Origin of the sequence: Arthrobacter sp. ISL-69 (genome assembly GCF_018613775.1) — a bacterium.
Classification (GTDB): Bacteria; Actinomycetota; Actinomycetes; order Actinomycetales; family Micrococcaceae; genus Arthrobacter.
On record NZ_JAGGPO010000002.1, the window covers coordinates 45,427 to 67,154 of the forward strand.

A 21,728-nucleotide genomic window follows, 5' to 3' on the forward strand; every position below is an offset into this window, starting at 1 on the left:
GTCATCTTGCCGAAACGTGGATCACCAGCCTCCCCCGATCACTCCCGCCAAGAGGCGTCGTTAACATGCCCGAAACAACGCGGTCACATGATCTTCACGCAGTCTCCGTTCCTGTAACTTACCGGCAACCTAGCGCCCCATTGCCGGAAACACGGAGCGTGAACTATTGACCGGGGGCGTGGCCCGGAATCACTCGAGGTCCCGTACAGAAGACTTGATGAGAAGGGACACGCAGGTGGAAATCACTGCGGAAAACGTCTGGGTGCTGGTGTCAACGGCGCTCGTACTGTTCATGACGCCTGGCCTCGGCCTCTTTTACGGCGGCATGACCCGCGCCAAGGCTGCCCTCAACATGATCATGATGAGCTTCATCTCCGTCGGCATCGTCGGCGTCATCTGGGTCCTGTGGGGTTACTCCATGACCGGCGGCGAAGGCGTGCTGGGTATCTTCGGCAATCCGTTCGCCAGCTTCGGACTCAGCAACCTCATCGGGTCTCCGGACCTCATCAAGGCAGCCTACTCCGGAACTTTCGCCATGGTCACGGTCGCCCTCATCAGCGGCGCCATCGCGGATCGCGCCAAGTTCAGCTCCTGGGCGCTCTTCGTGCCCATCTGGGTCACCTTGGTGTACTGCCCGCTCGCCTACATGGTCTGGGGCGGCGGCCTGCTGGGCGCTGACGGAGCCATCACCGCCGTGTTCGGGCACGTCATCGACTTCGCGGGCGGCACCGTGGTGGAGATCAGCTCCGGCGTTGCTGCACTGGTCCTGGCCGTCATTGTGGGCAAGCGCCAGGGCTTCGGCAAGGACCCCAACCACCGGCCGCACAACATCCCCTTCATCATGCTGGGCGCCGCCATCCTCTGGTTCGGCTGGTTCGGCTTCAACGGCGGCGCCGCCACCACAGCGGAGCAGGCCGGCCTGATCTGGATTAACACACTCGTGACCCCCGCCGCGGCGATGCTCAGCTGGCTGGTCACCGAGAAGATCCGCCACGGCCACCCCACCTCCCTCGGAGCAGCCTCGGGCGTGGTTGCCGGCCTGGTGGCCATCACGCCCTCCTGCGCCAACATCAGCCCGGTGGCGGCCATCTGCCTAGGCCTCGTGGCGGGCGCCCTCTGCGCGATCTTCGTGGACCTGAAGTACCGCTTCGGCTTTGACGACTCCCTCGACGTTGTGGGCGTCCACCTCGGCGGCGGCCTCATCGGCACGCTGGCGCTTGGCTTCCTTGCACTGCCGGTGGACGGCCAGGGCGGAGGCCTCTTCTATGGCGGAGGCTTCCAGCAGCTCGTGGCGCAGACCGTTGCCGTGCTGATAACCGTTCTGCTCTCCGGTCTGGTGACCGCCGCCCTGGGCCTGGCCATTCACAAAACCCTCGGTTTCCGGGTCAGCGAGGAAGCCGAAACCGCGGGGGTGGACCTCTCCGAACACGCCGAGACGGCCTATGCATTCGGTGAGCTGTCGCGCAGCCGGTTCAACCCGTTCCACCACCACGCAACCGCGCCGGCAGGCACGTACGAGGAAGCCGCGGCACGGCAGGGCACGGATGCAGTGCGGGAGAAGGAAGAAAGCTTCGCCTAGGGCTTCGCAGAGGGCGTAGGGCCGAGGTTGAGGGGCCGGCGGCCGTTTGGGAAGGCCCCCCGGACGTGCCGGGAGTCGTGCCGTCGGCCCTACTTACATTCTAGGAAGCGGGGCTCCGCCGGACCATAGGCCGTAATGCCCTAACCGCCGGACCGGAATAAATAGGTCACACGATTGGGTCTTTTTGATCGGGCCCAACAGGCCTACCGTGGTCACAGGGAGCCGCCCGCCCGGGCAGCCGAGACACGGAGGATCCTTTCTCATGACAACGCACGTCGCAGACTGCAGCGTTTCCAACTGTTCCTTCAACGACCACTCGAATTGCAACGCCGCCGCCATCACGGTGGGCGGGACCCAGGACCATGCATCCTGCGCCACCTTCATCGACACCGGCACCCACGGCGGCCTGCCCAAGGTCCTGGCCGACGTCGGGGCCTGCCAGCGCTCGGAATGCGTCCACAACGACCATCTGATGTGCAAGGCGACCGAAGTCCACGTGGGACCCGGCGCGGACAACGCGGACTGCCTCACCTACTCGCACGCGTAGCGGGGACCACTAACTGATAGCAGAGGACGACGGCGGGACTTCCCGCCGTCGTTCCCTTGCGTTCCGGCCCGGGGCCATCAGTCGTTGCGGGGCTTTTCCGGCTCCTGGGTTTCCGGCTCAGTCGCCTCAGCGTCCGGTGTCTCCAGCCAGTCCACCACGCTGCTGCCGCCGTGCGCCCGGTTGAGTGTCTCCTGCAGGGCGTCGGCCTCCTGGGCCGCCAGGTCCAGTTCGGACACCGCCGTCATGACTCCGCGGGCACTTTCATTGTGCGGTCGGGAGTAATGCGTCCCTGCCGCCGCTGCCCGGTGCCATTGGGCCAGTTCCCGGATTGTCTGGGCGATGGAGCCCTGCGTTTCCTGGAGGCTGCGGAGGATCTCGTGGCTGTCCGAGGGTGCGTCCAGGTTCCTGGCTGCGCGGGCGAGGTAGCGGGCCGCTTCCTGCATCTGTTGCGCCGCGCGCCGTGGTCCGTTCGTGTCTGACACCGTAATGCTCCTTCGCGTGGGCCGTCATCCGATGGACCCTATTGTCCTCCTTGACAGCCCCGCGGCTTCGGGCGCTAGATGATCAGTAGTGGGGCGTCCACCAATTCACAACAGGAACCACAGCAAAAAGGAGCGGACATGAGCGAGAACCCACAGGCGTCGGAGCGTGTCCACAGTGAGGCTCCGGCCGAGGGCGACGAGAACGCTGATCCGAGGGATATCAGGGTGCATTCGCAGGACCCAGCCGAAGGCGCCGACATCCCGGACGTGGCGGCCGCCGGCGGCTGAACGGTTGTGGACATCGTCGAATTCCTGTCCGAGCGCATCAGGGAGGACGAGGCCGCGGCCCGCAAAATCCTGACCGACCGCACGGTCTCCGAGTCAGGCAGGTGGTATGAACACCGCCTGTTGCTGGAGTGCGAGGCGAAGAAGAGGGTCATCCGCATTGTCGAATCGGCCCGCCAGACGGCGCTGGCCACCATGGTCAGCGACCCGTTCGAGGAGGAGTCCCGCTGGATTCCGGAAGCCATCGAATGGACCACGCGTTCACTGAAGGCGCTAGCATTGCCCTATGCCGATCATCCGGATTTCGAGGAGGACTGGCTGTAGGCCCCTGCGTGGCTAGCCCGCGGGCCGCAGTGACGTGATCATCCGCCTGATGTCGCGGTACTCGGCGGTCTCCGTGTAGATCTTGGCTTTCTCCAGATACGGCAGGGAGGCGTCCCCCGGGGTTTCGTTGTTGGCCGGATTGTAGAACGCCCCGAACATGGCGGCGGTCGGGGGCCAGGTGAAGAAGTGGAAGATGGCGCATGCCGAGTCCCCCGAGGGCGGCGGGCCTGACGTGATGCCGTAGGCCGCAGCCGGGGTATCTGCCGGCCCGGGATCCGTCGCGGTCCCACGCGCCTCAAACACAAACCGGGGCGTGGCACCCTTCAGGGTGAGCGCCGTCAGGTCCTGCGAGTCCAGGACGGCGTATGGGTACTGGTCCACGCAGGTGGATCCTGTTGCCATATTGGTCCGGAGCGTGGCCAACGGTTTCCCCGCCGGGTTGGTGATCTCGGCAAAGGCGCCACCGCCCTCTGCCAGCTCGCCCGCCGGGTCCTCCACGCTCCACACGGCCGGAAGGTCGAAGATCAGCTGTCGATCCGCCGTCGTATAGGTGGTCCAGGCAGTTGAAGGCGTGGAAGCTCCGGTAGCTTCGGGGCCCTTCGTTTCGCCGGGGGCGCTAGATCCCGGCGGTGCGGTTGCCGTCACGGAGGCCGGCAGGTCGCTCGCATTCTGCGACGCCGGCCCTGGAGGCCCGGACTGCTGGCCGCAGCCGACCAGCACGCAGGCAAGAAGAAGGCCGGCAGGGGACATAAAACGGGAAAATACTCGCGAGCGCATGCCATCCTCCTAAGCCAAACGCCGGTCCTTCCATTGTGGCGCCGTACCTGATCTGCGGGACCGCTCCTGATGTGATCGGCACCGAACTGTGGCCGGTCATAACGATTTATTACACGCGGTGAAATATCCTCCGCCGGAGTGGCGTTGGCCCGGACATGACAACAATTGGAATCATCGGCGCAGGACACATTGGAAGCCAGATTGCCCGCAAGGCGGTGCAGCTCGGCTATGACGTGGTCATCAGCAACTCGCGGGGACCGGAAACACTGACCGGCCTCGTGGCGGAACTGGGACCCCGGGCCCGGGCCGCAACTCCGCCGGAAGCGGCCGCTGCCGGCGATTTCGCCGTCGTGACCGTGCCGCTCAGGAGCATCGGGGACCTTCCGGTGCCGCCGCTGGAGGGCAAGATCGTGATTGACACGAACAACTACTACTGGGAGCGGGACGGTCGGTTCCCGGAGCTCGACAGCGGCCAGGCCACTACGTCCGGTTTGCTGCAGAAGCACCTTCCCACGTCCAAGGTGGCCAAGGGCTTCAACCACATCATGGCAAGGGAGATCGGCACTGACGGTGCACCCGCAGGCACGGCAAACCGCCGCGCACTTGCCACGGCCAGCGACTATCCCGAAGCGGCTGAACTGGTGACCAGGTTCTACGACGAGTTCGGCTTCGACACGGTCAACATCGGCCCGCTGTCCGAAAGCTGGCGAGTGGAACGCGACCGCCCGGCGTACGTCGTGCGCCAGAATGCGGCCGAGCTTACCGAGAACCTCGCCCGGGCTCCCCGCACCGTCTGACGCCTGGATCTGTCGTTTTAGGCCCGCGTTCTCACGTGCTGCCGTCCCGGATCCGCCGCCACCAGGAGCGCTTTGTTTCAGGCTCCGGTGGCGGCGTGGCTGCGGCGGCAGCCGCCCGGCGTTCATGCCATCGTTCCACTTCGGCGTCTATGTCACGGGTCTTGGTAACAACGGGCGGACCGCCCTGTAGCTGGCGGCGGGCATCGATCACCCGCCTGTTGAAGTCCTGCAGGATGTCGCGGACCTGCTTCTCCGAGTACTGGGCGTCCAGCCTGCCATCCAGCTCGGCGTCCTCGGTGCGCAGGAGGACGGCTTTCGGTCCCATGCCCGTGATGTTCTCGCGCTGGATCAGTCCCTTGACCCACCAGTCCGGATCGTAGCCCTCGCCCAGCCCGGGGATGGGTTTGCCGGCGTATTTCAGGTTGTCGAACTTCCCCTGCGCCATGGCGTCCCGGATCAGGTATTCGGCCCTTCTGGCGTCATCCACCTTCCGGCGCTTTTCCCGTTCCTTTTCCTCGGCAGCGGTGAGCTCAGCTTCCTCCTGGGCTGTCATGCCGGTGGCGCGGACGGCGCGTAGTTCGGCGGCACGTTCCACCCGGCGCCTGAACGCGCCACCCGCTCCTTCACTGGGCATGTTCCCACCGTCCCCGGACCGATCCTGGATAACCTGTCTTCCAGTATTCAGAGGCCCCGGGCAAGTTTCAATAACGCGGCAATAGGAGGCATGCTGCGCGTTTCCCGCACGGCCGGGGAGACGCCAGGGCCTGGGTCTTAACTAACGCGCCGGTCCTAAAATTGTTCTATTGGGGCAGTCTGGAAAGGGTGTGAGACCGATGGCAGAGCATTACGCTTCCGGTGTCTGGCATGTAAGGCAAGGGAACGACGACCAATTCGTGCAAAAGTGGACGGAATTTCTTCAGTGGTCGCGGGAGAACTACCCGTCGATGGTGGTGGCCAAGCTCCTGCATGACAAGGGTGTCCCCGGACGCTACATGTCGTACTCGGAGTGGACTGACGAACCGTCCAGGGACGCATGGAAGCAGAATCCCGAGTTCAGGACCCGCATCGGTGCGTGCGTTGCGCTGTGCGAGGACATGCACGGGGCTGACTACGACGTCGCGGCAAGCGTCAGCGCGCAGCACCACGCGGTGCAGTAGGCCGGCGAGAGCGGTCGACGGCGGGACGTCCCGCCGTCGTTCGTTTTCGTCTGCCTAGACTGGGGGCACTACGCATCCCTTACCGTTGTGCAGGCTGCCGGCCCCGCAACGGACGACGAAAGGTGAGCAGTGGCCTCGTTGAACATGGAACGGACCGGAACCGGAAAACCGCTGGTACTGGTCCACGGGCTGGGGTCCAGCATCCGCAACTGGGATCCGGTAGTGCCGGCCTTGGGCGCCGAGCGCGAGGTGATCGCGGTCGATCTTCCGGGCTTCGGGGCCAGCGCCCCGATGGAAGGGGAGGTCACCTTCGGAACGCTGACCGACGCGCTGCAGGACTTCCTTCGCGAAACCGGCCTGGGGAATGCCGACGTCGTGGGCAGTTCCATGGGCGCCCTGGTCGTGATTGAACTGGCCCGCCGCGGGCACGCGGGCACTGTGGTGGCGCTCGATCCCGGCGGGTTCTGGAATGACCGCCAGTTGGCTGTCTTCAATACGAGCATCACCGCGTCCATTGCGCTGGTTCGGCGTCTCCAGCCGGTACTGCCGTTCCTCACCAGGCACGCCGCAGGACGGACGGCGCTCCTGTCCCAGTTCTCGGTCAAGCCCTGGAAGCTGGATCCGGAGCAGGTGATGACCGAACTTCGCGGCTTCAGGACGTCGCCAAGCGTGGACGAAGCGCGCAAGTCGCTGGCGCACGGGCCAAGGCAGCGTGGCGCCCCGAGCGGCTCACTCAAGGGCCGGCTGGCCATCGGCTGGGGCCGGCAGGACAAAGTCACCCCGGCCAGTCAGGCTGCGGTTGCCGCGGAACTGTACCCGGACGCGACGCTGCACTGGTTCGAGGACTGCGGCCATTTCCCGCACTGGGACCAGCCCGAAGCCACCGTGAAGTTCATCCTCGAGCAGACAGCCTAGGACCTAACGGGAGAGCTTGGCGGCGTCCGGTTTGAGGTCGCCGATGTGTCCGGGCGCGTTGGCGGCGAGCACCCGTTCCACGAACGCGCCGTATTCCTCCATGTAGTGGCGCAGGAAGTCCGCGGTGCCCTCGTCGGTGACCGTTCCGTCGGCGGCGAAGACGGCGGGGTTGAACTTAACGTAGGCCTCGGGGGCGTTGAGCTGCGGTGCGTCGAGGAAGCTGAGGACGGCGCGCATGGAGGACTGCATCACGGCTGTGCCGATGCTGCCCGGCGAGGCGCCGATGATGCCGGTGGGCTTGCGGGCGAAGGAGTTGGTGCCCCAGGGGCGTGATCCCCAGTCGATGGCATTCTTGAGCGCCCCGGGGATGGAGCGGTTGTATTCCGGCGACACGAACAGGATGCCGTCCGAACCCTCGATGGCTTCCTTCAGTGCGCGGCCTGCCGGCGGAAAATCGGCGTCGTAGTCATAGCTGTACAGCGGGAGGTCCTTGATGGGAATCTCGGTGAACTCGAGGTCCCCGGGAGCCAGCTTGATCAGGGCGTTGGCGAGGGTGCGGTTGATGGAGCCGCGGGCCAGGCTTCCGACGAAGTAGCCGATCTTGAACGTTGCCATGAAGCAGATCCCTTCCTTGGGCCGGTCTGGGCCGGCGGGCCGACTGGTGGGCGCTGCCCGCCTCAGGCGCAGCCCACCAGACAGTCCAGCACAGAACGCGGGTGTCGGCCAGAGGTTAGGGGGCGGGGTCGCCGCTACAGAGCCCGTCCGTTGCCAGCTCAGTGTCCAAACGACTCCATAGGCGAAACTGGCGGGCAGCACTGCAGGAGCCGAAGGCAGCCTGTAATTTCCAGAGCGCCAGCAGAATACGGAACCAGGACGGTATCGCCGCGGATCAACGCAGACGGGCTGCCGTTGTCTGTCGCGAGCGCGCCCTGCCCGTCGACAACCACAAGGATGCTGAATCCTTGGTCGAGAGCCACCCGGGACAAGGGGCAATCACAAAGTCTCCTTAGTAAGCGCCGCGATGAACCCGCCCACGAAGGAATCCCCCAGCCCGATGGTTGTTGGGCTGGCCGGATCCAGAGCGAGGGCTGGAATACACCGGACCGTGCCGTTGAAGCGCTGCTCGATGGACTTGCTGAATGCCGCCCCGGCTGCACTGACTGCCAGCTGGCTGACCGCATGGTGATCCCCAGCGGTGAAATCATCGCCATGGCAGAACCGGCTGCTTGCCATGTTGATGCCACCTGCGAGGCTCCGTTCATAGTCGGCAGCCTCGGGTCCCATGGCGAGGGACCAGTACTTGCTGTGGATCACGACGATTCTTGCCGGTATGACGGCCTGAATGTCCCGAAGTGCCCGTTCCATGGCGGCCACATCCAGCAGATCCGTCGTGCGGTGAAGGTGGGAGTGCATCTCGTCTTCGTTCATGCTGTAGACATCCACCACCTCGGCCATGATGTCGCGGACACGTTCGCCGAACTCCGGGATGTGGAAGCCCGCGTCCTCATATACCACCCGTGCGCCCGGGGAGAGCCTCGGGATCAACCGGCGCAGTTCCTGCAGCCGCTGGTTCAGCGCCTCGGCGTCATTCATGACGTTGAGCCCGGAGACAAGGAAAACATCGGCGCCGTCCAGCAGGCCGCCCAGCTGGTCGCTGAGCAACATATCGGTATTTGGGGGGTCGTTCGTGTAGATAACCCGGTTGGGGTGCGGCGCCTGCAGGACCACATCGCCCACCCGCACAGCGTCGCCCTGGCTGAACTGGACGATCAGGTGCGGGTCGGTCGAGTCTCCTGGCGCGCTGCAGACATAGGTGCAGCCCTCCGGCAGCAGCCGGCGCACGTCATCGTCGATGCTGACCAGGTGCACTGTGCTGCCAAGGCCCAGCTTGGCCATGGCGAGGGCTGCCCTGACCGGGGTGCCGCCCAGGGTGACGCGTTTTTCGAATCGGGCCGCGAACGCCTCGACGACGTCGGAGGAGGCAATGAACCGCTCTCCCCCGACGCCGTCGCGCAGGAATGCGAGCAGGGTGACCGTCAGGTCGCGCTCGGTTTGGACAGGAACCGTCCGGGATAGTTCCTCCGGCACTATCCCGTAGGACAGCACCAGTTCATCCATAACGGATGAGTCCCACATGATTTCATAGTCGACCGTTCCGCCGAGCCCCAGCACCACATTCTGCGTCATGGCGGTGCTCAGTACAGCTTTGCTTTGCCTGCGGCGTCGAACAGGGCAATCTTGTGCGCCGCGACTACCTTCATGGCCGCGATCGACGGCGGCTGGATGGTGTTGGGCTCGCGCACACCGGCGTCGGCCAGGATTTCGCGCATCTTCTGGTGGTAGGCCACCTTGATGTCGCTGGAGATGTTGATCTTGTTGACGCCGAGCTTCACGGATTCGCCAATCTCGCTGTCAGGGTTATTGGAGCCGCCGTGCAGGACCAGGGGGACGTTGACTGCGTCCTTGATCTCGCGCAGCAGGTCCAGCTTCAGTTCCGGTTTCATGTGCGCCGGGTAGATGCCATGGCAGGTGCCGATGGCGATGGCCAGGCTATCGACGCCGGTCTCCGCGACAAAGCGGACTGCGTCCGCCGGTTCGGTGTAGATGATCGTCGCCGTCCCGTCCTCGGCCTCATCATCGGTCTTGCCGATGGTGCCGAGCTCGCCCTCTACCGACAGGCCGACGGCGTGGGCGGTTTCCACGATCCTCTTCGTGATCGTCACGTTGTCGTCGAACGGGAGTGTGGAGCCGTCGATCATGACCGAGGTGAAGCCCGCCTGGATGGCCGTCAGGACCTGCTCGTGGGTGGCTCCGTGGTCGAGGTGGATCGTGACAGGCACGGTAGAGCGGTGTGCCCGGGAAATGATGGCGGGGAGCATGTCCACGCCGATGTGGCTGAGCTCGTCGGGGTGGATTGCGATGATCACCGGCGCCTCCAGCTCTTCGCTGATCTCGAACACCCCGTTCATCATGGCGAAGTCGCTGATGTTGAAGGCCGGGACCGCAAAGTTATTGGCGTTTGCCACGTCGAGCATTACTTTTCCATTTACCAACATTGTTTAATCTTCTTTCTTGGTTGACCCACGATGGGCGGCTTAGTTGACAGCGTTCTTACTTGACGGCACCGGAGGTCATGCCGCCGATGAAGTAGCGCTGGAAAAACAGGAAGAGGATGAGGATGGGGATGCAACCGAGGATGCTCATGGCCATCATTTCGTTCCACTCGTAGGAGTTCTGGCCCATGAGGAGCTGGATGCCGATCGGAACGGTCCGCATGTCGGGGGTCTTGGTGAGGGTGAGGGCGAACAGGTACTCGTTCCAGGCGATCATGAACGTGTAGATCCCCACCGAGACGATTCCGGGCACTGACACGGGAACCAGGACCCGCCAAAGCGCCACCATGTGACCGGCGCCGTCGATCTTGACCGCCTCATCAAGTTCCCGGGGGAGGGTATTGAAGTAGCCCGTCAGCATGATGATCGCGTATGGAAGCGTAAACACCATGTAGGTCAGGATCAGGCCTTGGTAGGTGTTGAAGAGCTTCAGGAAAACCATGAGGCCGAAGTACGGAACCAGGAGCGTGATCGGCGGAACCGCCTGGACGCTGATGATGACGACGTTCAGGGTGCTCTTGAAGCGGAACTCGAAACGGCTCAGTGCGTAGGCCGCCATCAGTGCGACGACGAGGGTCAACGCCGTGACGGTCAACGAGACTACGTAGCTGTTCGTGAAGAACCGGACCTTGGCGGGGTCTCCCAGAATTGCTCCGTACGCCCCGAAGGAGAAGTTCTCCGTGATGATGCGGGGCGGGAATTCGAAGATCTCGGTATTGGATTTGAAGGAACTGAGCAACATCCAGAGCACGGGGAACCCGGCAAATACGGCTCCGACGCAGAGCGCCAGGAAGACGCCGGCCTTGCTGGCCTGTTCGCGGCGCTGTCTTGTGGTCATCATGTCAATCACGCGCCTTTTGGTAGCGAACGTAGAAGAAGGCCAGCACCATCGAGAAAGCCAGGATGATCACCGCGCTTGCCGCCGCCATGGAGAAGTTGTATTCGCTGAACGCAAGTTTGTAGGTGAACGTGCTGAGCATTTCCGTGGAGTTGATGGGCCCGCCTCCAGTGGTCATCCAGATCAGGGCGAACTGCTGGCTGGTCCAGATCAGGTCGAGCAGCGCCATGCTGATGATGATGGGGCGCAGCTGCGGGAGGGTGATGTTCATGAACTGCTGCACGGGGTTTGCCCCGTCCACCCGGGCGGCCTCGTGGAGGTCTTTCGGGATGCCCTGCAGTCCGGCCAGGAGGCTCACCATGAAGAAGGGGTAGCCGGCCCAGATGTTGATGAAGGTGACGGCGAGCAGCGCCGTGTCCCGGGAGGCCAGCCATTCGATTGAGGTGCTGGAAAGCCCTAGCTCCATCACCAGGAAATTAACGATTCCGTTGGGACTCAGCAGGAGCCGCCAGAGGATGGCGATGATCGCCACGGTGAACAGCCACGGCATCACGTAAATGACCCGGAAGATCGCCTTAGTAAAGGACTTCAGGAACCGGGTGTTCAGGAGCATCGCGAAAATCAGGCCCAGCACCAGGTGCGCGGCAACGCTGACCGTCGTGAAGAACACGGTATTCAGGATCGCCGTGTGGAAGACTTCGCTGCCCAGCACTTCGGCGTAATTGCTGAAGCCGACGAATTGGGGGTTCTTCTTCGTGATGACGTTGTCCATCATCGAATACCAGATGACCATCACGATCGGGATGAGCATCAGGACGACGATCAGGAGGATTGTCGGGGACAGGAACCCGTAGGGAACCAGGTTGATCTTGCGTTTGCGCTTGGCTGGGGTTGCGGCCGTACGCTGGGGGCCAGCAGCCGTCGTGGTCTGCTTTTCGGTGGTGAAAACCATGTCTACAGCTTCCTGGGGTCGGGCTGCGCCAGAGGGTCAGTCTGGCGCAGTCCGGTGCCCGGTAGGTTGGGCTAGAACTTCTGCTTCCAGGTGTCCTGGGTTTTCTTGAGCATGTCGTCGACTGACTGGTCTCCGGAGAGCGTCCTCTGGAATTGCTCGGCGAAGCCCCGCATGAGCTGTTCGGCGACCGGGAGGCCGACAAATTCGTTCGCGGGGTAGCCGCTCTTATAGACGTCGAAGGCCGTCTTGAACAGCTCGTCCTTGCCGGTGAAGTCCGGCGTCGCGTCCTTGTTGCCGGGGAAGGCATTGGCCGTTGTGGCCAGCGCGCCGTTGGTCTTCTCGCTCATGAGGAACTGGATGAGCTTCCAGGCCTCTGCCTTGTGCTCGCTGTTTTCCGCGACGCCGATGCCCCAGGAGGCGTACGGAATGCCGCGCTTGCCGCTGAAGCCGTCGGTGGAGGGAACCGCCGAGATGCTGAACTTCAGGTTCGGGTTCTTTTCCCGGATGGCCGTGATGTGGGCAAGGGAGTCGATCATCATGCCCACGCGGCCGTTGGTGAATTCCTCCACCTTGTCCTGTTCCTTCATGGTGAAGGCGCCGGGGGCGATCGCGCCGGCATCCCAGAGGCCCTTGACGTAGTTGACGGTGTCGGTGATCTCCGGCGTCGTCAGATCCGGCTTGCCGTCCTTGAGCATGCTCTGCCCGGACGCCCAAGCCCAGGACATGACGTCGTTCTGGACCCCGTTGGGGGCTTCAAGGGACAGCGGCATGACCCAGCCCTTGGTGTTGCCGCCCAGAGCGCTGACGGACTTGGCCGCGGCGCTGAACTCGGTCCGGTTGGTGGGCGCCTTGGTGACGCCGGCCTTGGCCAGCAGGTCATCGTTGCTGAACATCGGGTAGACGAAGTTCAGCACGGGAAGCATGTAGGAGGTGTCCTCGACCTTGACCTGGCTGGTCAGCTGGTTCTGGTCATAGCCGGCGTCGGACATCAGCTTGCCTAGGTCGGCGATCGCGCCCTGCTTGGCGAAGTCGCTGATCCAGGCACCGTCGAGACCGACGACGTCGGACATGGTGCCGGCGGCCGCTCCGGCCACCACCTGCTCCTTTGTAGAGGCATAGGGCCCGCTGAGGAGATTGACCTTGATACCCGGGTTTTCAGATTCGAACTGGTCCATCAGTTTGCGGAGGGATCCGGCAGGAAGCTCCGGCTCCCACCACTGCGCAAACTCGAGGGTGACCTCGCCGCCTGCCGATGAACCCCCGCTGCTGCTTCCGGTGCTTCCCCCTGCACACCCGGCGACCAAAGTGATGGCCGCAGCTGCTGCTATTGCGGCAACGGCGCCGCGTTTGACTCGAGCATCCTTGCTCATAACTCTCCTATCGAAAGAGTGCCTGTTTACGCAGAATGTTGCATTTTTCTGCAAACTTGTGCGTATACCTGCACAGTAATCCACGTCACACGGAAGCGTCAATAACGTGTCAGAGAGCGCTTCAATTGATAGTTAGGGCATTTCTGGTGTGCGTCACTCCCAATCCTGCCGACTTCAGCCAAAAAACGCGACGCAGATAATGGCAGAAAAACGCACTTCGTGCTACATCTGGTATATGCAGAAATCTGTCGGGGACCTGGAACAAAGCCGGCCGCGCCTGCCAGCAGGACGGAAATCCGAGCTGGCCGCGTTTGTCGGCGCTGAGGGGGAAGTGACCGTCGCGGTCCTTGCGGACCGTTTCAAGGTCTCGTCCGACACCATCCGGAGGGACCTGGACCAGCTCGACGCCGATGGTGTGCTGATCCGAACCCACGGCGGCGCGGTAAGCCTCAACGCGCACCCGCGCGCTGACACGGGCGTGGATGTGAGGTCGAGGCTGCAGACCACGGCGAAGGAAAAGATCGGTGCCTTGGCAGCAGGGCTTGTCCGCGACGACTCAGTAGTCATCCTGAATGCGGGGACGACTGCCCTCTCCGCAGCGCGGAACCTGCACGACCAGCGCGGGCTCACCATCGTGACCAATAATCTGCGGATTCCGGCGGAACTCTCACCCAAGGTCTGTCGCGATCTGTGGGTCGTGGGCGGCGCGGTGCGCCTCAGCGCCCAAGCCACCTTGGGGCCTTTGGCGTTCCGGGCTCCCGGGCAGGTCAACGAGATCAGCATCCGCTGCGACCTCGCGATCGTCGGTGTGGGCGCGGTGTCCGTCGACGCCGGCTACTCCACGAGCAACCTGGACGAGGCCGTGATGATGGCGGACATGATGCACCGGGCCACAAAAGTGGCGGTGCTGGCAGACTCCTCCAAGTTCGGGCGCAGCCTCTTCGCGGAGATCGCCGCCCTCGGCGCTGCCGACTACTTCATTACCGACGCCCCGCCCCCGGCCGATCTCGCGGCCGCGTTGGCAGACAACGACGTCCAGGTTTTGTTCCCCGACCAGAACACCGACTAAGGCAAGGGGACGACGGCGGGACCTCCCGCCGTCGTCCCTTGCCGTGCCCCGCATGCCTCAGGCCGCCCCGGAAGTCAGCGCCGACGCGAAGTCGGTGATGTCCGCCGCTGCGGCGCTGTTGTCGAAGTCCACGTGGCGGGCCTCCTTCCACTGGCAGGAGTTGGCCTGGGCTCCCGCCCAGAACGTCTCCCAGTTGGAGAGCTTCCACTCGTCCCTCGGGTAGCCGCGCGCAATCAGGCGCTGGCGGAGTGCTTCTCCGGCCAGCCGGACATGCACCACCACCAGCTCCGCCTCCGGCCACTGGTGCTGGACGCGGACCTTAGACAGGTAGTCGTCGTCAGGGAAGAACTTGCCGAACGGAGCGTCCAGGACCACGGAGTTGCCGGCCATCAGGTTGTCCCGGGTGAGGTCCAGGATGGACGCGTACTCCAGGGGCATGATGGTGCTCTGGTAGAACTCGTTGTTGTCCCGCTCATTGGGGTCCGAGTTGTTGAGTTTGAGCAGCAACTCGGTGAACCGGATGGTGGCGGTGTCCTTGTCGATGTACGCCGCCCCGAACCGCTGGGCGATGAGCCGGCTGACGCTGGATTTTCCGGAGCCGGCCGGGCCGATCACAAAGAACACTTTGGGGATGGTGGTAGTCAACTGCCTGTTCTTCCTTGAACCTTTGAACCTGAACTGTGTGAAGCCTGGACCGGTGGCTACGCCACGGTAGCCGTGCGGCGGTCCTTGACGAAGATGCCGTAGGAGAGTGCACCGACGATCAGCAGCACGCCGCCGATCAGGAACACCAGCGTATAGTTGCCGCCGGTCTCGTTGAGGATGAAGCCGGTGACGATCGGTGCCACGGCGGCGCCGAGGAACCCGCCGAAGTTCTGGATGGCGCCCAGGGATGCCACCTGGTTGGATTCCGCAATGTCCGAGGCCAGCGTCCACAGCACGCCGATGGGAACCTGCGCCGCGAAGTAACCGACGGACAGCAGCGCGATGGCCAACGCAGTGTTCTCGACGTAGGCCACGGGAAGCACCGCGGCAGCGGCGAGGAGTGCGCCGCCCACGATCGGGATCTTGCGGGCGGTAATCGTGGGGACACCGCGTTTGATCAGCTTGCCGGAGAGAATACCTCCGGCCAGCACACCGATGACGCCGCACAGGAACGGCAGTCCTGCGAGCCAGCCGATCTGGCTCAGGCTGAAGCCACGCGCGGTCTGGAGGTAGCTGGGCAGCCAGGTGAGGTACACCCACACGGTGTAGAAGATGCCGAACGCGCCGAGGACCATGAACCAGGTGTTCTTCTGCTTGAGGAGTTCGCCCCAGCCGGTCTGCTTTTCCTTCGGCTTCTGCTGTTCCTCAAACTCCGCGCCCTTGATGATGAACTGCTCCTTCATCGTCGGGTCGCGATAGATCCGGAGCCAGACCAGGGCAATGACGATGCCCAAGGCGCCGATGACGACGAACATCCCGCGCCAGCTCATGGTGAGCATCAGGAACGTCAGCAGCGGCGGAGCAATCGCGTTGGCGATCTGTGATCCGGTGTTAACGATTGATACAGGGAGTGCACGCTCGGTCTTGTTGAACCACTTGTCGGCCACCTTGAGCCCGGACGTGAAAAACGGGGATTCTGAGATGCCCAGCGCAACTCGTGCGGCGTAGAGGAAACCGAAGGAGTTGGCCAGGGCAGACAGCATGGACACGATGGACCACAGGCCCGCCGCCCAGGCGAACATGCGCTTGGGCCCGAACCGGTCCACCAGGTAGCCGGCGGGAAGGTTCGCTATGGCATAGGGCCAGGAGAACGCCGAAAGCAACAGGCCCATTTGCAGCGTGTTGAGGCCGAACTCCTTCGCGATGGTGGTGTTCGCGATGCTGAGGTTATTGCGGTCCAGGTAGTTGATGATGCCGCCGATGACGAGCAGCGCGATCAGGTACCACCTGATCCGGACGCTCTTCAACGGCTTCTCCTCGGACGTATGGATTTCTGCTGAAGCTTGGCTCATGCAGCTCACTCCTTCGTGTTCTGGCGACAGTGGCTGTCGGTCTGGGGGTGTCCGGCGTTAGCGCCGGGCGTCGTCGATTGCAGCGAGGAACGTCCGTGCCGCCTGGGTCACGAGCCCGTAATCGCCGTTTTCCTGGGCTGCTTTGGTGACAAAGCTGCCGACGCCGACGGCGGTCACGCCCGCGGCGAACCACGCGCTGACGTTCCCCGGGGTCACTCCCCCGGACGGCATGATGGGTGCCTGCGGCAAGGGCGCCAGGATGGTTTTTACGTAGGCCGGTCCGCCGAGTTCGGCGGGGAACAGCTTGACGATGTCCGCGCCGGCCTCGAGCGTGTTGAGCACCTCGGTGGGGGTGAACGCGCCGCTGGCGGTGACCGCCTGGTACCGGTTGGCGGTGGCGATCATGTTGGGGTTCAATTGCGGGCTGACGAGCAGCCGCGCCCCTGCTGACACCGAAGCGTAGGCTGCTTCAGCGTCGAGCACGGTGCCGGCTCCCACCACAATTCCCTGGTCACCGTACTTGTCGGCGAGGCGCTCGATAACGCCGAGCGCACCGGGAACGGTCAACGGGACTTCGACGGCGCGGATGCCGCCTTCGATGGCGGCTTCGGCAACGCGGTAGGCCTCGTCGGCCGAATCCAGCCGGGCGATGAGCAGGGCTCCGGTTCGGACGATGGTCTCTAGGGTCTCAAATTTGTTTAACATCAATTAAGAGATTACCCCAAATATTCACAAATTGGAACAGTCTGTGAAAAGTTGTTAAGATGGTTGTGACGACGTCCCAAAGGAGCCCTGCGTGAGTCCAGCACCACGACCTCTTATCCCCGAGCAGCGCCACCAGGAGATTCTCCGGCTGCTCCGGCGCGAAGGTGTCCTGAGCATCCGGAGCCTCACGGACTACATGAACGTCTCCCACATGACCGTCCGCCGGGACATCACCGCCCTGGAGGACCTCGGCCAGGTGGTCTCCGTCCAGGGCGGTGTGAGGCTCGCTGACTGGACCGGCCAGGAACCGCCGCGGGAACGCGAATTCAGGGCGCAGCTGGAACTCCCCCGCAAACAGGCGATTGCTGAACTCGCGGCGGAGTTCGTCGAGGACGACATGGTGGTGTTCCTGGATGCCGGCACCACCTGCCAGTCCGTGGTGCCGTACCTCGGCGGACGCAAGAACATCACTGTGGTGACCAACGACTTCTACGTAGTCACCAGCCTGTTCGCGTACCCCAACATCGAGACGATCCACACCGGCGGGGTGGTGGATCCGTCCAGCGCCTCCAGCAGCGGGCGCATCGCCGCGGACGCCATCAAGTCCATCAACATCGACCTGTTCTTCCTCAGCACCGGCACCTGGAACATGTCCCGCGGCGTCACAACGCCCTCCATGGACAAGGTGGAGGTCAAGCTCGCCGCACTGGAGGCGTCGTCGTCGTGTTTCCTCCTGGCGGACAGCACCAAGTTCGGCACGGTGTCCAAGTTCAATGTGGCACCACTCGAAAAGCTGGACGCCGTGGTCACCGACGACCAGCTGCCCCAGGAAATGCAGGAAAACATCCGGGACCTGGGCGTCAGCGTGCATGTGGCTTCGCTGAGCAAGGCGGCGACGGCCTAGGTGGCGCAGAAGTCCGCGGCGAGGGCAGCACGACGAGCGAAAAGCACGGACGACGGCGGGAAGCTCCCGCCGTCGTCCGCTTCTGATTTGCCTGATGAGGCGAACTAGCCGATTGGCTCTGCCATCTGCTCCACGACGTACTGGGCGTCCACCGAGGCGCCGGTAACCGGGTCCGTCATTTCCACCTTCCAGCTGCGGGCGAACTGATTCACGCCATGGGTCATGGCCACGGTGCCGGAAATGAGGACGGTGCCGGGTTCGTTGAGGCCGCGCTCTGTGAGGACCTCCAGCCAGTAGTCAGGGCTGAGCAATGCTGCCAGCGAGCTGTCCTGGATGAGCGTGTCCGGGGTGTCGCCCGTCCCCACCCAGCCCTTCAAGGTGATCTGGTCCAGATGGTCGCGTACGTCGTCGAGTCGCCAGGCCTTGCGGCCCAGAACGTCAGGGCTCGCGTTCTTGCTCCAGGCCACCCCGTGGACCTCAAGGTCGCGGTCCGTGTGGTCGCAGGCGACGGTAAGGAGCACGCCGTCGTCGGTGATCACCAGCGCCCACTCGGCTTCCCCGGAGGTCCGCCCATGCTGCACACTCACTTCCGATACCTGCTGTGCCAGGTACGGCGAGACCGGGTACAGCGCCGGAGTGGTGGCAGGACCGGGAACTCCCAGCTCAGCCAGTTCGGCAATGTGCGCCTGCACTTCCTCCTGCTCCCGTCCTGCATAGCCGGCGTTCAGGAGGTGCTTGACCTGGACTTTCCGGGTGCTGCCGTCGGGAAGTTCGAAGCTCAGAGTCGTCATGTTCTGTCCATCCTTTGCGTGTGCTGCTGGAGAAATTTACAAATTGGAAACCGGAAACGGTCGCCAATGTACATCCAGTATGCGTAATATATACATTTAACGCCAGCGTGACAGGCGTCACCTGTAAAAATCTCGTGGAGGACAAACACCATGGCCAACGTCCCAGTTCCGGCTTCCGGCGCAGCGCCGCGTCCGGACAAGCCGATTCATCCCAAGGGCCTGTACAAGGCCTTCGCCGCCAGCCTCACCGGCACCGCCCTCGAGTGGTACGACTTCGCCGTCTACTCGGCCGCGGCCGCCGTCGTATTTCCCATCGTCTTCTTCCCGTCAACCGATCCCCTGACCGGCGCCATCCTGGCCTTCTCCACCTATGCGGTGGGATACGTGTCCCGCCCGGTCGGCGGCATCATCTTCGGCCGGCTGGGCGACCGGATCGGCCGTAAGAAGGTCCTGGTCACAACGCTGATGATCATCGGCGTCGCCACCGTCCTGATCGGTGTGCTGCCGGGCTACGACAGCATCGGCATCACCGCCCCGATCATCCTGGTGCTGCTGCGCTTCGCCCAGGGCGTGGGCGTGGGCGGCGAATGGGGCGGCGCTGTGCTGCTCTCCAGCGAATACGGCGATCCGCACCGCCGGGGCTTCTGGGCATCAGCAGCCCAGGTGGGGCCGCCCGCGGGCAACCTCATGGCCAACGGCGCCCTGGCCGTTCTCACACTGATGCTGACTGAAGAGCAGTTCATCAGCTTCGGCTGGCGCATCGCCTTCCTGGTTTCGGCCCTGCTGGTCGGTTTCGGGCTCTGGATCAGGCTCAGACTGGAAGACACCCCCATCTTCAAGGCGATCGCGGCGCACGGGGAACAGCCCAGCGCCCCCGTCTACGAGGTCTTCCGCAGAGAGCTCCGCCCGCTGATCGCCGCCACCCTGTGCCGCGTGGGCCCGGATGTGCTCTACGCCCTGTTCACCGTTTTCACCCTTACCTACGGCATCCAGTCCCTCGGCTACGAACGCAACCAGGTACTCACCGCCGTCCTTATCGGCTCCGCGTTCCAGCTCTTCATGATCCCGCTGGCCGGCGCCGTGTCCGACCGCTTCAACCGCCGGCTGGTCTACGGCACCGCGGCAGTGGTGGGCGCTGTGTGGACGTTCATCTTCTTCGGCATCCTGGGCGGGGACAACCAACCGATGCTGATCGTGGGCATCGTCATCGGCCTCATGGCGCACTCGTTCATGTACGGCCCGCAGGCCGCCTTCATCGTGGAGCAGTTCTCCCCGCGGCTGCGCTCTACGGGCAGCTCACTCGCCTACACCTTCGCCGGTGTGATCGGCGGCGCCATCGCACCCCTGATGTTCACGCTGCTGCTGGCCCAGTTCGGAACCTGGATCCCGGTGGCCATCTACGTGGCCGTGGCGGCTGCTGTCACGGCAGTGGGGCTGGCGCTAGGCCGGGATTCCAACACCGTCGAAGACGAGGACTACCGCCTGCTGCTCGAAGGATCCGCGGAAGCGCGCCAGCAGGCGGCCACCGGCCAGTCCACTTAACGATTCCAACCAACAGCACGGTGTTTAGGTGCGGAGCAGGATGTCCCGGGTGACAGCCAGGTGATGGTCAATGGCCGCCTGCGCCTTCACCGCGTCGCCGGACACCAGGGCATCGAGGATGGCCTGGTGTTCGGCGCACACCTGCCCGCGCCTCCCGCCGGTGCGGAACAGGGCGGAGACGCCCACCAGGATCTGCCGGACATGCAGTTTGCTGTACGTGCGGGAGATGAGCTCATTGCCCGCCGCGTCGATCAGCTGCTGGTGGAAGAGGGTGTCCAGCCGGATGAATTCCTGCGCAGCCTCCGGGTTCATCTGCTCGGGAAGCTGGGCCTGCTGGTCCAAGGTGTCCTGCATCGTCTGCGCCGGAACGCTGCGGTGTTCGATCACCAGGCGGGCGGCATGGCTTTCCAGCACACCCCTGAGTTCCATGAGCTCCGACATTTCACGGCCTGTCACCGGCGGAACATAGGCTCCGCGCTGCGGAATCAGTTCCACCAGGCCGTCGGAGACGAGCAGCAGGAGCGCTTCCCGGACCGGAGTGCGCGAAACGCCGATCTCGGCGGCCAGCTCCTGCTCGTTCAGGAACTTCCCCTGCACCTCCGGGTCAATCAGGATATGTTCCCGCAGGTACGCGTACGCCTTCTCGCGGCCGGACGCCGCTGTCCCCGAACTTTTTCGCATACATTATGTATACAACAGACTGGAGTAATTTCATGCGTTTAGCAGTGGCCCAAATCATCACCGGAGCCGATCTGGCCGCCAACCTGGAGCTGATTCGAGAATACGCGATGCGGGCCAAAGCCGCCGGAGCTGACCTGGTGGTGTTCCCGGAAGCGGCGATGCGCGCCTTCGGCAACAGCCTGGCGGACATCGCCGAGCCGCTGGACGGGCCATGGGCCACCGCCGTCCGCAGCATTGCCCGCGAGCTGGACATCACCGTCGTGGCGGGCATGTTCACCCCGGGCGATGGCGGCCGCGTGCGGAACACCCTGCTGGTCACCGGCCCGGGCATCGAGACCTCCTACGACAAGATCCATCTCTTTGATGCGTTTGGTTTCGCCGAGTCCGATTCCGTGGACGCCGGCACGTCACCGGTGACCTTCAACCTCAACGGCACGGTGATCGGCCTCGCGACCTGTTACGACGTGCGCTTCCCCGCGCTGTTCACGGCAAACGCCCGGGCCGGCGCCCAGGTCAACATCGTCTGCGCATCCTGGGGCGCCGGTGAAGGAAAGGCGGAGCAGTGGGATCTGCTGGTCCGCGCCCGCGCCGTGGACAGCACCGCGTTCGTGGTGGCCTGCGGGCAGGGCGACCCCGCCAGCATCGGCCTGCGGTCCGCCGGCGCCGTGGACAGCGCCCCCACCGGGATCGGCCACAGTGCCGTGGTGTCCCCGCTCGGCTCCCCGCTGGTTGTTTTGGGCGCAGAGCCTGAACTGGCCGTGGTCGACATCGACCCTGCCGTCATCACGGACGTCCGCGGCAAACTGCCGGTACTCGCGAACGCACGGACTTTCTAGTCCGGACTTTCAGCGCCTGGCGCACCTACTGGAGCGGACGACGGCGGGACCTCCCGCCGTCGTCCGC

25 protein-coding genes are annotated in these 21,728 nt (G+C 64.0%); 11 read left to right on the forward strand and 14 right to left on the reverse strand.

Going from position 1 to position 21,728, the window contains the following annotated elements:
• The first annotated feature begins 235 nt into the window (after positions 1 to 235).
• Both J7I79_RS00585 and J7I79_RS00590 read left to right on the forward strand, forming a co-directional pair.
• Positions 236 to 1,579 carry an ammonium transporter gene (locus J7I79_RS00585; protein ID WP_311380484.1) on the forward strand — a complete coding sequence of 448 codons (1,344 nt, stop codon included), beginning with the start codon at positions 236 to 238 and terminating at the stop codon, positions 1,577 to 1,579.
• Positions 1,580 to 1,841: 262 nt separating this feature from the next.
• Positions 1,842 to 2,126 (forward strand): DUF1540 domain-containing protein, encoded by a 285-nt coding sequence (locus J7I79_RS00590; protein ID WP_214949005.1) that lies wholly within the window; start codon positions 1,842 to 1,844, stop codon positions 2,124 to 2,126.
• Between the two features lie 77 nt (positions 2,127 to 2,203).
• Here J7I79_RS00590 and J7I79_RS00595 read toward each other — a convergent pair whose 3' ends face one another.
• The gene (locus tag J7I79_RS00595; protein WP_146072369.1) at positions 2,204 to 2,608 is read right to left on the reverse strand and encodes a hypothetical protein; all 405 of its coding nucleotides are present in this window, start codon (positions 2,606 to 2,608) and stop codon (positions 2,204 to 2,206) included.
• Between the two features lie 138 nt (positions 2,609 to 2,746).
• Here J7I79_RS00595 and J7I79_RS00600 point away from each other — a divergent pair, with 138 nt between their 5' ends.
• Together J7I79_RS00600 and J7I79_RS00605 are read left to right on the forward strand one after the other, a co-directional pair.
• On the forward strand, positions 2,747 to 2,896 hold the full coding sequence (locus tag J7I79_RS00600; protein ID WP_214949006.1) for a hypothetical protein: 150 nt from the start codon (positions 2,747 to 2,749) through the stop codon (positions 2,894 to 2,896).
• Between the two features lie 6 nt (positions 2,897 to 2,902).
• The gene (locus J7I79_RS00605; protein ID WP_214949007.1) at positions 2,903 to 3,217 is read left to right on the forward strand and encodes a DUF6221 family protein; all 315 of its coding nucleotides are present in this window, start codon (positions 2,903 to 2,905) and stop codon (positions 3,215 to 3,217) included.
• Between the two features lie 12 nt (positions 3,218 to 3,229).
• On the opposite strand, the gene J7I79_RS00610 is transcribed toward J7I79_RS00605, so the two are convergent.
• Complete coding sequence (locus tag J7I79_RS00610) at positions 3,230 to 3,994, reverse strand: hypothetical protein (protein ID WP_214949008.1); 765 nt, start codon at positions 3,992 to 3,994, stop codon at positions 3,230 to 3,232.
• A 155-nt stretch (positions 3,995 to 4,149) separates the two neighbouring features.
• Between J7I79_RS00610 and J7I79_RS00615 the strand changes: the two genes are divergently transcribed.
• Complete coding sequence (locus J7I79_RS00615) at positions 4,150 to 4,791, forward strand: NADPH-dependent F420 reductase (RefSeq protein WP_214949009.1); 642 nt, start codon at positions 4,150 to 4,152, stop codon at positions 4,789 to 4,791.
• A 31-nt stretch (positions 4,792 to 4,822) separates the two neighbouring features.
• On the opposite strand, the gene J7I79_RS00620 is transcribed toward J7I79_RS00615, so the two are convergent.
• Positions 4,823 to 5,425 carry a DUF1992 domain-containing protein gene (locus tag J7I79_RS00620; RefSeq protein ID WP_214949010.1) on the reverse strand — a complete coding sequence of 201 codons (603 nt, stop codon included), beginning with the start codon at positions 5,423 to 5,425 and terminating at the stop codon, positions 4,823 to 4,825.
• Between the two features lie 199 nt (positions 5,426 to 5,624).
• Here J7I79_RS00620 and J7I79_RS00625 point away from each other — a divergent pair, with 199 nt between their 5' ends.
• The gene (locus J7I79_RS00625) at positions 5,625 to 5,948 is read left to right on the forward strand and encodes an antibiotic biosynthesis monooxygenase (RefSeq protein WP_214949013.1); all 324 of its coding nucleotides are present in this window, start codon (positions 5,625 to 5,627) and stop codon (positions 5,946 to 5,948) included.
• A gap of 129 nt (positions 5,949 to 6,077) precedes the next feature.
• Entirely contained in the window at positions 6,078 to 6,863 is a 786-nt protein-coding gene (locus J7I79_RS00630; protein WP_311380485.1) for an alpha/beta fold hydrolase, read from the forward strand.
• 3 nt (positions 6,864 to 6,866) lie between these two features.
• Here J7I79_RS00630 and J7I79_RS00635 read toward each other — a convergent pair whose 3' ends face one another.
• The 6 genes from J7I79_RS00635 to J7I79_RS00660 form a co-directional block, all read right to left on the reverse strand.
• Positions 6,867 to 7,478 (reverse strand): NADPH-dependent FMN reductase, encoded by a 612-nt coding sequence (locus J7I79_RS00635; protein WP_214949014.1) that lies wholly within the window; start codon positions 7,476 to 7,478, stop codon positions 6,867 to 6,869.
• Positions 7,479 to 7,856: 378 nt separating this feature from the next.
• Positions 7,857 to 9,050 (reverse strand): ADP-dependent glucokinase/phosphofructokinase, encoded by a 1,194-nt coding sequence (locus J7I79_RS00640; RefSeq protein WP_214949016.1) that lies wholly within the window; start codon positions 9,048 to 9,050, stop codon positions 7,857 to 7,859.
• Positions 9,051 to 9,058: 8 nt separating this feature from the next.
• Positions 9,059 to 9,919 (reverse strand): ketose-bisphosphate aldolase, encoded by an 861-nt coding sequence (locus tag J7I79_RS00645; RefSeq protein WP_214949018.1) that lies wholly within the window; start codon positions 9,917 to 9,919, stop codon positions 9,059 to 9,061.
• Positions 9,920 to 9,974: 55 nt separating this feature from the next.
• Positions 9,975 to 10,817: a carbohydrate ABC transporter permease gene (locus J7I79_RS00650; protein WP_214949020.1), complete on the reverse strand. Its 843-nt coding sequence runs from the start codon at positions 10,815 to 10,817 to the stop codon at positions 9,975 to 9,977.
• 1 nt (position 10,818) lies between these two features.
• On the reverse strand, positions 10,819 to 11,766 hold the full coding sequence (locus J7I79_RS00655) for a carbohydrate ABC transporter permease (protein ID WP_214949022.1): 948 nt from the start codon (positions 11,764 to 11,766) through the stop codon (positions 10,819 to 10,821).
• A gap of 71 nt (positions 11,767 to 11,837) precedes the next feature.
• Complete coding sequence (locus tag J7I79_RS00660; RefSeq protein ID WP_214949025.1) at positions 11,838 to 13,136, reverse strand: sugar ABC transporter substrate-binding protein; 1,299 nt, start codon at positions 13,134 to 13,136, stop codon at positions 11,838 to 11,840.
• A 235-nt stretch (positions 13,137 to 13,371) separates the two neighbouring features.
• Between J7I79_RS00660 and J7I79_RS00665 the strand changes: the two genes are divergently transcribed.
• Positions 13,372 to 14,205: a DeoR/GlpR family DNA-binding transcription regulator gene (locus J7I79_RS00665; protein ID WP_214949027.1), complete on the forward strand. Its 834-nt coding sequence runs from the start codon at positions 13,372 to 13,374 to the stop codon at positions 14,203 to 14,205.
• Between the two features lie 57 nt (positions 14,206 to 14,262).
• Here J7I79_RS00665 and J7I79_RS00670 read toward each other — a convergent pair whose 3' ends face one another.
• From J7I79_RS00670 to J7I79_RS00680, 3 genes are read right to left on the reverse strand one after another with little or no spacing between them, the layout of a single operon-like run.
• Positions 14,263 to 14,850, reverse strand: a complete 588-nt coding sequence (locus J7I79_RS00670; protein ID WP_251042228.1) for an AAA family ATPase — start codon at positions 14,848 to 14,850, stop codon at positions 14,263 to 14,265.
• 56 nt (positions 14,851 to 14,906) lie between these two features.
• A complete protein-coding gene (locus J7I79_RS00675) occupies positions 14,907 to 16,202 on the reverse strand; it encodes an MFS transporter (RefSeq protein WP_214949029.1) in 1,296 nt (431 codons plus the stop codon).
• Positions 16,203 to 16,259: 57 nt separating this feature from the next.
• Positions 16,260 to 16,907, reverse strand: coding sequence for a bifunctional 4-hydroxy-2-oxoglutarate aldolase/2-dehydro-3-deoxy-phosphogluconate aldolase (locus tag J7I79_RS00680; protein WP_214949031.1), 648 nt, complete (start codon positions 16,905 to 16,907; stop codon positions 16,260 to 16,262).
• A 91-nt stretch (positions 16,908 to 16,998) separates the two neighbouring features.
• Here J7I79_RS00680 and J7I79_RS00685 point away from each other — a divergent pair, with 91 nt between their 5' ends.
• Positions 16,999 to 17,811 carry a DeoR/GlpR family DNA-binding transcription regulator gene (locus J7I79_RS00685; protein WP_214949033.1) on the forward strand — a complete coding sequence of 271 codons (813 nt, stop codon included), beginning with the start codon at positions 16,999 to 17,001 and terminating at the stop codon, positions 17,809 to 17,811.
• Between the two features lie 104 nt (positions 17,812 to 17,915).
• Here J7I79_RS00685 and J7I79_RS00690 read toward each other — a convergent pair whose 3' ends face one another.
• Positions 17,916 to 18,602, reverse strand: coding sequence for a DUF2848 domain-containing protein (locus J7I79_RS00690; protein ID WP_214949035.1), 687 nt, complete (start codon positions 18,600 to 18,602; stop codon positions 17,916 to 17,918).
• A gap of 150 nt (positions 18,603 to 18,752) precedes the next feature.
• On the opposite strand from J7I79_RS00690, the gene J7I79_RS00695 reads away from it, so the two are divergent.
• Positions 18,753 to 20,144, forward strand: a complete 1,392-nt coding sequence (locus J7I79_RS00695; RefSeq protein WP_214949043.1) for an MFS transporter — start codon at positions 18,753 to 18,755, stop codon at positions 20,142 to 20,144.
• A 24-nt stretch (positions 20,145 to 20,168) separates the two neighbouring features.
• Here the strand turns inward: J7I79_RS00695 and J7I79_RS00700 are convergent, their stop codons facing one another.
• Positions 20,169 to 20,825 carry a GntR family transcriptional regulator gene (locus tag J7I79_RS00700; RefSeq protein ID WP_214949045.1) on the reverse strand — a complete coding sequence of 219 codons (657 nt, stop codon included), beginning with the start codon at positions 20,823 to 20,825 and terminating at the stop codon, positions 20,169 to 20,171.
• 32 nt (positions 20,826 to 20,857) lie between these two features.
• Here J7I79_RS00700 and J7I79_RS00705 point away from each other — a divergent pair, with 32 nt between their 5' ends.
• On the forward strand, positions 20,858 to 21,661 hold the full coding sequence (locus tag J7I79_RS00705; protein WP_214949047.1) for a carbon-nitrogen hydrolase family protein: 804 nt from the start codon (positions 20,858 to 20,860) through the stop codon (positions 21,659 to 21,661).
• Positions 21,662 to 21,728: the final 67 nt, after the last annotated feature.